Origin of the sequence: Mycobacterium sp. 852002-40037_SCH5390672 (assembly GCF_001665875.1) — a bacterium.
Lineage (GTDB): Bacteria > Actinomycetota > Actinomycetes > Mycobacteriales > Mycobacteriaceae > Mycobacterium.
On sequence record NZ_LZTA01000007.1, the window covers coordinates 1 to 12,489 of the forward strand.

Sequence of the window (12,489 nt, forward strand, 5' to 3'; positions counted from 1 at the left end):
GACGACGACCACATCTTGCGAGCCTCGTCCTCAACGGTCTGGGCGTGCACCTCAAAGCGGCCCGCCATCGCCCGCATCTCGTGCGGGTCTGTCATAAAACGTGTTGCCATGTCGACTGTCTCCTATCTTGAAGCTTCAGTTCGCCGAAGTCTTAACAGTTGTAATTGATGCGCTGGTGGCCGAGTTGTAAATGGATTACGGCCTGCCGGTTAATTGCTCGCCTCAAACGGGTGACATGTACCCCCTTTGTCCCATATCAACAATCCCCTCTCAGACGACAACCTGTTTGGGCATGACGATCGGCTTGAAGCCGTACCGGGGGCCGGTCCCGTAGGCGCCGGCGCCCTTTGCTGCGCCGGCCATTCCGGGCATGCCGGGCATCGCGCTGACCGGCTGGGCGGCCTCGGAGGCGACGGTCCAGCCCGAACCCTCGAGCGGGGCGGCGGCCGAAGCCAGCGACGTCGCCGGCGCGGCCGCGGACCAGCTGGCCGGCACCGAGAGGCCTCCGACCGCGGACGCCTCACCGACGCTCGCCGAGGCCGCTGCGCCCAGACCGCCTGCCGGCGTCACCGCGCTCACCATGGCGCCTTCGGTGATACCGGCCGCACCCGCGGGCATCACGTCACTGACTGCGGCCGCCGGGGCGGCGGCGGACAGGGTGTGCCCCAGCGACACCCCGGTCGGGATGGCGTTCATGGTGAACCAGGCCCCGGTGTTGACCGCACCGTTGATGCCGTTGAGGACCGACGGAGTACCGAGGAAGTTGTCAATCGAGGACAGAATGCCGGTGGTCTGGAAGGGCAGGGTGGGGGCGGCGGCCGCCGGCGCTGCAGCGAGAGGAGCTGCCAGCGCCTGGACCGTACCGCCTGACGAGTCGGCGGCGAGGGCGGCGCTGTCGGCGGTCGCGGCAGTCGCCGGGTCGGTGGCCGACGTCAGCGGCGTCACCGGTTGCAGTGTGCCGGCCGCCATCGAGGCCGCCTGGTAGGTGGCCATCATGGTGGCGTCTTGGACCCACATCTCGGCGTACTGCGCCTCGGTCGCGGCGATCGCGGCCGAGTTGACGCCCAGGAAGTTCGTCGCGACCAGCGTCGCGAGCAACGACCTGTTGGCCGCGATCACCGGCGGCGGAACCGTGGCCGCGAACGCCGCCTCGTAGGCGGCCGCCGACGCCGTGGCTTGAGCGCTGGCCTGCTCGAGCGACGCCGCCGTGGTGGTCAGGTAGGACACGATGGGCTGGGCCGCGGCCGCCGCCGCTGCCGACCCGCCACCCGTCCACTGCTCGGTCGTCAGCAACGAGATGATCGATTCCCACTGGCTGGCGGTCGTGCTGATCTCGGCGGACAGGTTGGCGTACGCCGTGGCCGCGGCCATCAGCGGCCCGGAGCCCGCACCGGCGTACATGAGCGACGAAGTGATCTCTGGTGGTATCGCCGAAAATTCAAGAACCATTTCTACAATCCCGTTCCTTTATCGGTTGTGGAAACTTGCTGTGCTGGTCGATGACGTGGTCGGAGTCCGCCGCCTACAGGGTGGCCGCCTTCGGCATGACGATCGGCTTGACGCCGTAGCGCGGTGCACCGAAGCCCGCGCTGTTGCGTCCCATCGCACCCATTCCGGGCATGCCCGGCACGATCGTTCCCGCGCCGGCCTGCGGCGCGGCGGTGGTCCAGCCGGCCGTCTGCAGCGGAGCGGCGACGGTGCCCGCCACGGGGGTGACCGAACCGGCCCACGTGGGCGGCACCGAGAGCTTGCTGACCATGGTCGCCTGGCCCAGCGCGGCCGTCGGCATCGCGCCCATGCCGGCCATGCCGGGGGCGGCCGGCGATGTCGAGGCAGCGAGGTCGGCGGCGCCGGCCGCGGCGGCGGCGTCACCCGTATCGCTGGCGGCGGCGGGAAGCAGACCGCCACCGGCCATACCGAGCAGGTCGGAACCGGCCGATGCCCAGTTCCCACCACCGATGTTCAAGATGTTGGCACCGTTGCTCGAGAGGCCGAACATTCCGCCGAGCATGGACGGATTGGTGCCGTTGCCGGTGCTGCCGAGGAGGTATGAAAGGAAGTCGAGGGGAGTGTTCGTCGGTGTGGCGGCAGCGGCTGCGGCGGGGGACGCAGCGGAGGAAAGCAGGGCTTGGGAAGCGTTGACCGCCTCGGTGTCGCCGTAGCTGTTGGAGCTGATTCCCAGGGTGCTCGCGTATTGCTCCAGCAACGTCTGGGCTTCGGCCGCGACGGACTGGTAGGTGGTGCCGTAGGTCGAGAAGAGGACCGCCTGCTGCGCCGATACCGGGTCGGCAGCCGCTGGGGCGACAACGGTGGTCGCCGAAGCCGCGCCCGCGTTCTGCGCCGCCAGATTGGTGTTGATTCCGCTGAGCAGCTGCTCTGCGGCTAACATTTCTTCAGTTTGCGTTGTCAGAAACGACATCTGCTGCTCCTAGTGTTGGAACGAGTCGACCCCGGGCGTGGATCGACCTGTGTATTCACGTAACGGCCCCTGTGCGTTGGCGTAAGGCTAACGACCCACAACCTCACGTTTCCCGTCGAAAGGGCCAGGGGTTACAGCCGTTTACGGCTTCTTAACGACAAGGGCGGCAGTTTTAACAAGGCCCTGTCGGACGACATAGTGATGTCATCTGAGCCACGGCGCCGACAGAACTAAATCGCGCGCGGCGCGCGGATCGTAGCCCATGCCTATTCGGGCCGCACGTTGCACATCTGGCTAATAACCAATGGGACGCGATGCCGCGCGTTCGACCGTCACGCGCTAGATTCGCCGCCGGGCCCCCATAGCCCAATTGGCAGAGGCAACGGACTTAAAATCCGTCAAGTGTCGGTTCGAGTCCGACTGGGGGCACCGGTTCTGGGCCAGGCGAAACCGGCAGTCCCAAAAGGGTTTTCGGGCATAGCATGATGATGAAATGCGTTGAAATGCAAAGGGTTTAAGCTTCTTCCTCTCGAATCACGCCTCGAAATCGAGATTCGGCCGTCGGCGCCTCCCGGCTAGGCGCCTGGCGCGAGTGCCTTCGCTCGGATCCTCGACAACCCAGAACGTCAATCAGCCGCCGCGGCGGCAAAGACCCCGGCCCCGCTTGCTCCCAAACAGTCGGTCTAATCTCCCCGGCCGCCGCCGTTTCCTTTGCCGTGTCCTTTACCAGGGCCGTGCCCGGGTGGGGCCGGAGGCTGCTGCGTCGGCGGGGGTGGTGGTGGCTCGGCGTTGCTGACGGGGACCGGCGCCGGAGTGCTGGTGGTCACCGGTTGCGGAGGTGTGTGTGAGGACGACGCATCAAGCGCAAGTGCTAATGGAATAAGGATCAGCACAGCCACGACCGCCAGGATGCTCAGCACCGTCCTGCTGCGGCTCGTCGTCGATGTGACCAGTGCTGGGACGAAAGTGTTAGTGGGAAAACCGGGTACCGGCACCTCCAGCAACTTGGTGGCCGGGTGGGGCGGCGGGGCCACCTGCATGCCTGCGGCCCGGGGACGAGGGCTGTGCAGCGCAGCGCGCATCTCCTCGGCGCTGCCGAACCGCTGCCGCGGGTCGTGCGCCATCGCGCGTTCGATCACCGTGATCAGGCTGGGATCGACGTCGGGTCGCAGCCCCGCGAGCGGCGGCGGCCGTCCATGCAGAATGGCGCCGGCGAGCGCCGCCATATTTTCCTGTGGGAACGGGCGATGCCCGGCGAGTGCTTCATAGCCCACGACACCGACCGCATAAAGATCGTCAGCTACACAGGCCGGTGCACCGGCGAGCCGCTCGGGGCTCAGATACGCAATTGTGCCGAGGATGTGGCCGGTCAGCGTATTGGTGGCCTCCGGAGTCTTAGCGATCCCGAAGTCCCCAACCTTGATGATCTCGCCCCCCGCAGCAAGCAGGATGTTTCCGGGCTTGATATCGCGGTGCAGGATGGCGGCGCGATGTGCCGCGGTCAGCGCGGCGAGGACGTTGTCCAGCAAAGCATGGACCCGCTCCTGGGGCAGTGGGCCACGGGCCATCTCGTGAGCCAGGGTTTCCCCCGGCAGCCGCTCCATCACGATGAACGGGTTGCCCTCATGCTCGCCGCTGTCGTAGACCGCGACGATATTCGGATGGTTGAGCGCCGCGGCCGCGTGTGCCTCCGCGTCAAAGCGGTTCCGCATGCCGCTCTGGGCGCTGACCGAGGGATGCAGAACCTTAATCGCGACCGGTCGGCGCAGCCGGGTGTCCCAGCCGTCGCAAACCTCAGCCATGCCACCACGACCCAGCTTGCCGCGCACCTCGTAGCGGCCAGCGAGCAACGCAAGGGTGTTCATTCGCCCTGCTAACTCCGTGCAACTCCGGTCACGATCGTGCCGTCGGTTACCCGAACAGCGACGGCTCAAAACGCAGCCTGGGCCGTTTGGCGACTGTCTAGGCCCAGCGTCAGCCCGCAAAGGCGGCGCCCCTACATTTTGCTGCGGAATTCGGGACAGTACGACGCCGTGGCCGCCCCGATCACGGTGCCGGCGCCGTTGGTGCTCAGCCCCAGCGCCTTCTGCACGTCGTCGACGGTCTGGGCCATGGTGTCCCCGCCCGCCCAGTCTGAGCACACCGCATGCCCGACGTTGATCATCGTCTGGTCGTTGCCGCCGGGCCAGCTGAGTCCCCGCTGGGTCAGCGCGCGCAGGAAGTTGTCGTCGGCCGGGTCGGCGTTCGCGGACGGTGCGGTGGCGAGGACGACGAACGCGGCCAGGCCGACAGCGATCGGGCCGCTCAACCGTGCCGTGTTCTTCATTCGTTCACTCCTCGCCGTCGATGATGCAGGAACTGAATCCTAATTGTGTCTCCCCAGATCGGCAGATCGGAACGAATCGGTACGGCTTCTCCTGCGGCCGAATGTGCAGGCGCAGTAAGTTCGTCGTACCGTTGCGCGATCTGCCACCGCGAAGGAGCCAGCGCCGAAGTGACCGAGGACCCGCGGGCCGACGGTGTCTCCCGCCAATACGATCGGTGGGAATATCCGCCTCCGGTAACAGATCTCGCGGTGTGGACCAAAAACCACTGGGATTGGTTCGATCCCTACTGGGCGCATCGGGTGTTGTGGCCGAACCGGGACTACCAACCGGACCTCGACATCCTCGTTGCCGGATGCGGCACCTTCCAGGCGGCCGTTCTGGCCTACATGAACCGCGGCGCCAAAGTCGTCGCGATCGACGTCAGCCAGTCCGCGCTGGATCACCACCGGCATCTGAAAGACAAGCATGGCCTGGACAACCTGGAACTGCACCTGCTTCCGATCGAAGAGGTGTCGGCGCTATCGAGCGACTTCGACCTCATCGTCTCCAGCGGCGTCTTGCACCACATGGCCGATCCGCTAACCGGGCTGACGGCGCTCGGCGAGTGGCTGCGACCCGACGGGGCGCTGGGCGTCATGCTCTACGCGAAGTACGGCCGGATCGGCGTCGACATGCTCGAATCGGTGTTCCGCGACCTCGGACTGTCGCAGGACGAGGCGTCGGTCCAACTGGTCGTAGAGGCCATTGCGGTGCTACCGGCGGACCACCCGGTCCGCTCTTATCTGCAGGGCGCGCGCGATCTGATGTCGGCGGGCGCCCTGGTCGACACCTTCTTGCACGCCCGCCAACGCAGCTACACCGTCGAGGAATGCCTGGAGCTGGTCGACGCGGCCGGACTGGCGTTTCAGGGCTGGCTGCGCAATTCGCCGTATTACCCGCACGATTTCGTCGCGCCGGCGAGCCAGTTCCAGTCGGTGGTGAACCAGTTGCCCGACATCAAACTGTGGTCGGTGATGGAACGCCTGCAACCCGCGAACGCCACCCACTTCTTCCTCGCCTGCCGCCCCGAACGTCCCAAACAGGACTACGCGATCGATTTCTCGGCGGCGTCCTGCCTCGACTACGTTCCGCTGCTGCGCACGGCCTGCCTGCTGTCCGGTGAAACCATTCACCTGCCCGGCGCGACGCTGAAGCTCGACCCGGCTCAACTGCCCTTCGTCCAGCACGTCGACGGCCGTCGCACGATCAAGGAGATCATCGACTGCGTGGCCCAGCGCGGCGACGTCAGGCCCGAAGACGGGGAGCGCGTGCAGGAATTCGGGCGCGCACTGTTCCGGTCGCTGTGGCGTCTGGACTTCCTCGCGATGGGGCTGAACACCATGCCGTCGGGTCCAAGATGAAATCAATTGCGAGAACGTGTGTTTGGCGGACCCGTCCGGCGTTCCCGTAATGCTGTGACGCGCGGACCAAGATTTTGGGCCTGCCGCCGACGGCACCGCAAAGCGCCACTCATACACTGACCCAGCATGGGCATGCTGTTCGGTCTCGCGCCGTGGATCGTGTATTGGGTACTCGTCGGTAACGTTCCGTTCGCCGCGGCCGTGCTGGCCGCGCTGGCGATCGCCGCCGCCAGCCTGGGGCTGGGGGGCGCGATGGGCCGGAAGTGGCAGTTGTTTGACTTTGCTTCCGTCGCAGTGCTTTTGATCCTTGCCGTGCTGGCCTTCACCCTCAGTGACTCGTTCCTCGAGCGGTGGATACTGCCGCTGAGCAACGCCGGGATCTTCCTGGTGACGCTGATCGGAGTGCTGCTCGGCAAGCCCTTTGTGGCCGAGTTCGCCGCAGCCGAACAGGCTGCCGACGTCGTCAAAACCAAGGTGTTCGGCCGGATCGTCAAAATCCTCAGTTGGCTATGGGTCGCGACGTTCGCCGGGATGACGGTGTCGTCGGCGATCCCGTCGATCCTGGAAGGGCCCGCGGGGCCCTCCGGGACGACCGCCGCCCTGATGCTGGACACGAAGACCCCACTGTCGTTTCTCTGCTACTGGATCATTCCCTTCGGGCTGCTGGGACTGGCGGCGGTGGCGTCGCGACTGCTGCCCGATCGGATGCTGGTCGGGATCGACGACGTCGCGCGGGAAACCTCGTTCGTCGCCTACGACGAAGCCACCATCGACGAGCTCTACTTCCTGGCCACCGAACACGCCAATCGTGAGGTCGGCCCGGGCAAGGAGGCCTACGCCGTCAAGGTCGGCGGGATGGGAACTCCGTTGACCGGAGACGATTCCCGAAAGTCGTGGCCCTCGACCTACAAGGTGCGCGACAAGCGGCGCTGAACCCGCACCGCGGTTCGGCTACGTTGGTTCTCGGCGGAGCGGTCCCGGACCTGCCGCAGCGCTCCGCATCCGGTTGCGGCCACGACTCGAGTGCCACCGGAGCGGAAAAGGAGTCGCGATGAACGCACCCAGCGCAGACGCCATACGCGCAGAGACCATCACCATCACCGGCTATGGCGGCGACAAGATCGAGGCCTATCAGGCCCTGCCGCTCGCGCAGGGATCGCGGGGCGGTGTCGTGTGGATCCACCACATGCCCGGATACGACCGGGAGACCAAGGAGTTCGTCCGACGGCTCGCCGTCAGCGGCTACAACGCCGTGGCACCGAACCTCTACTCGCGGGAAGCCCCGGGTGCCGCGCCCGATGACGCCGCCGCCGCGGCCCGGGCCGCGGGCGGGGTTCCCGACGAACGCTTGGTCGGTGACGTCGCGGGCGCGGTGGAGCAGCTGCGCTCGCTGGCCGGCGCCAACGGCAAGTTCGGTGTCATCGGGCACTGCTCGGGCGGGCGGCACGCCTACCTGGCGGCCTGCTCGCTGCCGTTGGACGCCGCGGTGGACTGCTACGGCGCGTTCATCGTCGAGGATCCGCCCGAGGGCATGCCCAAGGCCATGAAGCCGATCCTGGACCTGGCGCCAAAGCTCAGCTGTCCGCTGCTGGGGCTGTTCGGACGCGACGACCGGTTTCCGGCCCCCGCCGCGGTGGCCACCCTGGACGCCGAGCTCAACAAGCTGGACAAGCCGCACGAGTTCCACTCCTATGAGGGCGCGGGCCATTCGTTCTTCTCCGTCGACCGGCCGGCGTACCGGCCGGAGGCCGCGGTGGACGGCTGGAACCGAATCGACGAGTTCTTCGCCACCTACCTGAAAGGCTAGGCATCGTCCCATGTGCACCTATCTCACCGAACATGTCGAGATCGACGGCAGCGGCAAAGGCGCGACGGGATGGTTCGGCGCGAACCGCGCGACGGTGTATGTCGACCATCCCGTCCACGCGCCCTACGGCCACACGGTCAACATCGACGTGATCAACCCGCGGCTCGGCCCGTCGGCGCGGGTGGCGCTGGAATTGACCGAGGAGAGCGCTCTGGCGCTGGCCGACGCCATCCGCAAGGCGATCGGTCACGCGCCGGCCGGACTGGCCTCCAAGGACCAGTAGGTCAGCCATGACCACCGAAGCTGACTATCCGCAGATGGCCGCCGCCCGCGGCAGGATCGAACCCGCACCGCGGCGGGTCCGCGGCTATCTGGGCGATGCGCTGGTCTTCGACACCACCGCCGCCCTATACGTGTGGGAAGTCCCTTATTACCCGCAGTACTACATCCCGCTGGCCGACGTGCGTTCGGAGTTCCTGCGCGACGAAAACCACGCCCAGAAGGTGCAATTCGGCCCTTCTCGGCTGTACTCCCTGGCGGGTACCGACCACACGCATGCGTCCGCCGCGCGGGTATTCGACGCCGACAGCGACGGCCCACTGGCCGGCACCGTGCGATTCGAGTGGAATCCGTTGCGCTGGTTCGAAGAAGACGAGCCGATCTACGGTCATCCGCGCAATCCGTACTCACGCGTGGACGCCCTGCGCTCGCACCGCCACGTCCGGGTCGAACTTGACGGAATTGTCTTGGCCGACACCAAGTCTCCTGTTTTGCTGTTCGAAACAGGTTTGCCGACACGGTATTACATCGATCCGACAGATGTCGCCTTCGAGCACCTCGAACCCAGCCCGACGCAGACGTTGTGTCCGTACAAGGGAGTGACGTCAGGTTATTGGTCGGTGCGGGTGGGTCCCGCGGGCGAGCAAGTCGTGCATGAGGATTTGGCGTGGACCTACCACTATCCGCTTCCGGCGGTCGGGCAGATTGCCGGTCTTATCGCCTTCTACAACGAGAAACTCGACATCGCGGTCGACGGGGCCGGTTTGACGCGGCCGCAGACGCAGTTCAGCTAGGACCGACGCGGTAAGCGAGGATGTGATCTTTCCCTCGTTGGCCACAAATCCTGAGAATTCCTTACTTATGCAGCGATAGCGCGCTCACCTGGGCTGTTAGCGGCGCGAACGAAATCCGCCGGAAGCGGGTTTGCCTGACTTTCGCTACGGGTAAGCCACTGCGATACAGCGGGATTGGAAGTCTGAGCAGAACCTAAGTGCGCGCAGTGACGTAGCTAACGTCGAGCATTCCGAACTGCTTTGGGGCGATTTGTGGCCAGTAGACTACCGAAAACCAGTCTCGTCAGCGCCTTTCGGTGCTGAAAGCCGGTGGATCCGGAGGCCCTCGTCGCGAACGTCTCGGCGGCTTCGCCACCTGACCACTCGAGCCGACAACCACAGCAAAGGCGGTACCAGCGTGAATGATGTGAACGGCCCCGCGGCCGCGCACGACGATCGAGACGGGCGGGTCTTCGAGCTTGACGCCACCTCGGTGGTTCGAGTCCCGTTGCATAACGGTCCCATCAGCGATATCGACATCAGCCCCGACGGGCGCCGGCTGGTCGTGACGAATTACGCCCGCGACCTGGTTTCGGTCATCGACGCCAACACGTGTCGTGTCTCGAGCACCGTCACCGGTCTGGCCGAACCCTTCGCCGTCACCATGAGCAGTGCGGACGCCAACTATGCCTACGTCAGCACCGCAACCGCCGGCTACGACGCCATCGAAGTCATCGATGTCGTCACGAACTGGCGTATCGCCACACATCAGCTCGCGAACAGCGTGAGCGACCTGACGGTGAGCCCGGACGGAAAGTACCTTTACGCCAGCCGAAATGCGGTGCGAGGTGCCGACGTCACGGTCCTGGACACCACCACCGGTGAACTCGAGGTGATCGAGCTGGCGGCCGCAACCGGTACCACCACCGAATGCCTGCGGATCAGCCCCGACGGACGTCGTCTGTACGTCGGCATGAATGCGCCGACCGGCGGCAGCCTCGCCGTGATCGAGACCCGCACGCGGTCGGACAATCGCCGCGTCGGCGGCCGGTCGCGCATCGTCGGCGTCATCGACCTCGGGCTGCCCGTCCGCGATGTGGCACTGAGCGACGACGGCGGCACGGCCTACGTGGCGAGCTGCGATCCGGTCGCCGGCGTAGTGCTCGACGTGGTCGATACCCGGGACAACAAGATCGTCGGCACTCACAAGATCCCCGAAATCACCGGGCCGCTGACCCGGATGACGCTCAGCCGCGACGGCGCGCGGGCCTACCTGGTCAGCGACGACCGGATTACGGTGCTGAGCACCCACACGCAGGATGTGGTGGGCGAGGTCATGATGGCCAAGCACCCGTCCTGCGTGGTGGAAAGCCCCGACGGCACCCATCTTTACATCGCCGACTACTCCGGCGTGGTCACCGCGGCGAGGATCGCCTCGACCGAACGATCGCAGACCCACATCGGCGTGACGGACCGGGATCTGTCGGTCGCCGGCTGGTTGCCGGAGCTGCCGGAGTGGGAACCGGTTTTGGCGTAGCCGCGCAGCCGGGCGTCAGCCCGGTTCGGCTGCCGCCACTCGCGCTGAATTCGGGCTTAGGGTGGAGGCGGCCGAGGGCTGCGACGCCGTCGGCCCGGAATGCGGGCGCCGCATTTCGCGGGTGCTGCGGCCGAGAGTAAGGCGGTTGATCAATGGACGGCACGATGCAGGACTTTCCGTTGACGATCACCGCGATCATGCGTCACGGCTGCACTGTGCACGGGGAACGCACCGTCACGACCGCCACCGGGGACGGTTACCGGCGCACCACGTATCGGGAACTGGGTCAACAGGCCGCGCAGCTGGCGAATGGTCTACGCCGGCTCGGCATCACCGGTGACCAGCGGGTGGGCACGTTCATGTGGAACAACGCCGAGCACCTCACCGCCTACCTCGCATTGCCGTCCATGGGTGCGGTCCTGCACACCCTCAACATCCGCCTGTTCCCCGAGCAGATCGCCTTCGTCGCCAAGGAAGCCGAAGACCAGGTGGTGCTGGTCGACGCGTCACTGGTCAAACTGCTCGCGCCCGTGCTGGGGAACCTCGAGACCGTGCACACGGTGATCGTGGTCGGCGACGACACCGAGTCGCTGCAGGCATCGGGCAAGACCGTGCTGCGCTACGCCGACGTCCTCGATGGCGAGTCCACCGAGTTCGACTGGCCACACATCGACGAGAACTCCGCGGCCGCCATGTGCTACACCAGCGGCACCACCGGCAACCCGAAAGGCGTGGTCTACAGCCACCGTTCGAGCTTCCTGCACACCATGGGCGCCTGTACGACCAACGGCATCGGCGTCGGGGCCACCGACAGCGTGCTGCCCATCGTGCCGATGTTCCACGCCAACGCCTGGGGGCTGCCGTACGCGGCGCTGATGGCCGGCGCCGACTTGGTGTTGCCCGATTGCCATCTCGACCCCCGGTCGCTGGTCCGGATGGTCGAGGACCTGCGGCCCACGGTGACGGGGGCGGTGCCGACCATCTGGAACGGCGTCCTGCATCACCTCGAGGACGACCCCGACCACGACATGTCGTCGCTGCGGTTGGTGGTCTGCGGCGGTTCGGCCGTCCCCGTATCGCTGATGCGCACCTTCGAGGAAAAACATGACGTGCAGATCCGGCAGTTGTGGGGCATGACGGAGACGTCACCGCTGGCGACCATGGCGTGGCCCCCGCCGGGAACCCCGGACGACCAGCACTGGGCCTTTCGCGGGACGCAGGGCCAGCCGGTCTGCGGCGTCGAGATGCGCATCGTCGACGACGACGGTCAGGTGCTGCCCAACGACGGCAACGCCGTCGGCGAGGTCGAGGTGCGCGGACCGTGGATCGCCGGCTCCTACTATCTGGGCCGCGACGAATCGAGGTTCGATTCCGGCTGGCTGCGAACCGGCGATGTGGGCCGTATCGACGAACGAGGTTTCGTCACCCTGACCGACCGCGCCAAGGACGTCATCAAATCCGGTGGCGAATGGATCTCGTCGGTCGAGTTGGAGAACGTCTTGATCGGCCACCCGGATGTGGTCGAGGCCGCGGTGGTCGGCGTCCCCGACGAGCGGTGGGAGGAACGGCCGCTCGCCGTGATCGTGGCCAAAGACGGCGCATCGGTGAGCGCCGAACAGCTGCGAAACTTCCTCGCCGACAAGGTCGTTCGATGGTGGCTGCCCGAGCGGTGGACCTTCATCGACGAGATTCCGCGCACCAGTGTCGGCAAGTACGACAAGAAAACCATTCGGTCGCGGTACGCCGAAGACGGATACCAGGTGATCGAAGCGCGCGACTGACCCGGTGAGCGCACTGATCTGAGTCGCGACCGCTACCGTGGGAAGCCATGTGCCGACTCTTTGGCCTGCACGCCGGGACACACGCATGCACCGCGACCTTCTGGCTGCTGGATGCACCGGACAGCCTGTCCCGACAGAGCAGGAGAAATCCGGACGGCACCGGCCT

At 66.2% G+C, this 12,489-nt stretch carries 11 protein-coding genes, 1 tRNA gene and 2 pseudogenes; 9 read left to right on the plus strand and 5 right to left on the minus strand.

All coding sequences use genetic code 11. The features are described 5' to 3' along the window. From A5782_RS01860 to A5782_RS01870, 3 genes and pseudogenes are all read right to left on the minus strand, one after another. Positions 1 to 110: pseudogene (locus tag A5782_RS01860) on the minus strand (WXG100 family type VII secretion target); the annotation flags it as partial. 160 nt (positions 111 to 270) lie between these two features. After that, positions 271 to 1,449, minus strand: a complete 1,179-nt coding sequence (locus A5782_RS01865) for a PPE family protein (protein ID WP_067094291.1) — start codon at positions 1,447 to 1,449, stop codon at positions 271 to 273. Positions 1,450 to 1,522: 73 nt separating this feature from the next. Continuing rightward, positions 1,523 to 2,419 (minus strand): PE domain-containing protein, encoded by an 897-nt coding sequence (locus A5782_RS01870; protein ID WP_067094294.1) that lies wholly within the window; start codon positions 2,417 to 2,419, stop codon positions 1,523 to 1,525. A 355-nt stretch (positions 2,420 to 2,774) separates the two neighbouring features. Here A5782_RS01870 and A5782_RS01875 point away from each other — a divergent pair. Then, a tRNA-Leu gene (locus A5782_RS01875) sits at positions 2,775 to 2,848 on the plus strand. 254 nt (positions 2,849 to 3,102) lie between these two features. Here the strand turns inward: A5782_RS01875 and A5782_RS01880 are convergent. Together A5782_RS01880 and A5782_RS01885 are read right to left on the minus strand one after the other, a co-directional pair. Further along, complete coding sequence (locus A5782_RS01880) at positions 3,103 to 4,284, minus strand: serine/threonine-protein kinase (RefSeq protein ID WP_067094295.1); 1,182 nt, start codon at positions 4,282 to 4,284, stop codon at positions 3,103 to 3,105. Positions 4,285 to 4,415: 131 nt separating this feature from the next. Further along, positions 4,416 to 4,745 carry a DUF732 domain-containing protein gene (locus tag A5782_RS01885; protein ID WP_067094299.1) on the minus strand — a complete coding sequence of 110 codons (330 nt, stop codon included), beginning with the start codon at positions 4,743 to 4,745 and terminating at the stop codon, positions 4,416 to 4,418. Positions 4,746 to 4,913: 168 nt separating this feature from the next. Between A5782_RS01885 and A5782_RS01890 the strand changes: the two genes are divergently transcribed. The 8 genes and pseudogenes from A5782_RS01890 to A5782_RS25935 form a co-directional block, all read left to right on the plus strand. Continuing rightward, complete coding sequence (locus tag A5782_RS01890; protein WP_067094302.1) at positions 4,914 to 6,146, plus strand: methyltransferase domain-containing protein; 1,233 nt, start codon at positions 4,914 to 4,916, stop codon at positions 6,144 to 6,146. Between the two features lie 126 nt (positions 6,147 to 6,272). Next, entirely contained in the window at positions 6,273 to 7,079 is an 807-nt protein-coding gene (locus A5782_RS01895) for a hypothetical protein (protein ID WP_067094306.1), read from the plus strand. 118 nt (positions 7,080 to 7,197) lie between these two features. Further along, positions 7,198 to 7,953, plus strand: coding sequence for a dienelactone hydrolase family protein (locus tag A5782_RS01900; protein ID WP_067094309.1), 756 nt, complete (start codon positions 7,198 to 7,200; stop codon positions 7,951 to 7,953). Between the two features lie 10 nt (positions 7,954 to 7,963). After that, on the plus strand, positions 7,964 to 8,236 hold the full coding sequence (locus tag A5782_RS01905) for a DUF6295 family protein (protein WP_067094312.1): 273 nt from the start codon (positions 7,964 to 7,966) through the stop codon (positions 8,234 to 8,236). A 7-nt stretch (positions 8,237 to 8,243) separates the two neighbouring features. Beyond that, entirely contained in the window at positions 8,244 to 9,026 is a 783-nt protein-coding gene (locus A5782_RS01910) for a DUF427 domain-containing protein (RefSeq protein WP_067094315.1), read from the plus strand. Between the two features lie 397 nt (positions 9,027 to 9,423). Continuing rightward, positions 9,424 to 10,542, plus strand: a complete 1,119-nt coding sequence (locus A5782_RS01915; RefSeq protein ID WP_197694077.1) for a WD40 repeat domain-containing protein — start codon at positions 9,424 to 9,426, stop codon at positions 10,540 to 10,542. Positions 10,543 to 10,694: 152 nt separating this feature from the next. Continuing rightward, positions 10,695 to 12,323, plus strand: a complete 1,629-nt coding sequence (locus A5782_RS01920) for a long-chain fatty acid--CoA ligase (RefSeq protein WP_067094318.1) — start codon at positions 10,695 to 10,697, stop codon at positions 12,321 to 12,323. Positions 12,324 to 12,370: 47 nt separating this feature from the next. Next, positions 12,371 to 12,489, plus strand: a pseudogene (locus A5782_RS25935) (class II glutamine amidotransferase); the annotation flags it as partial.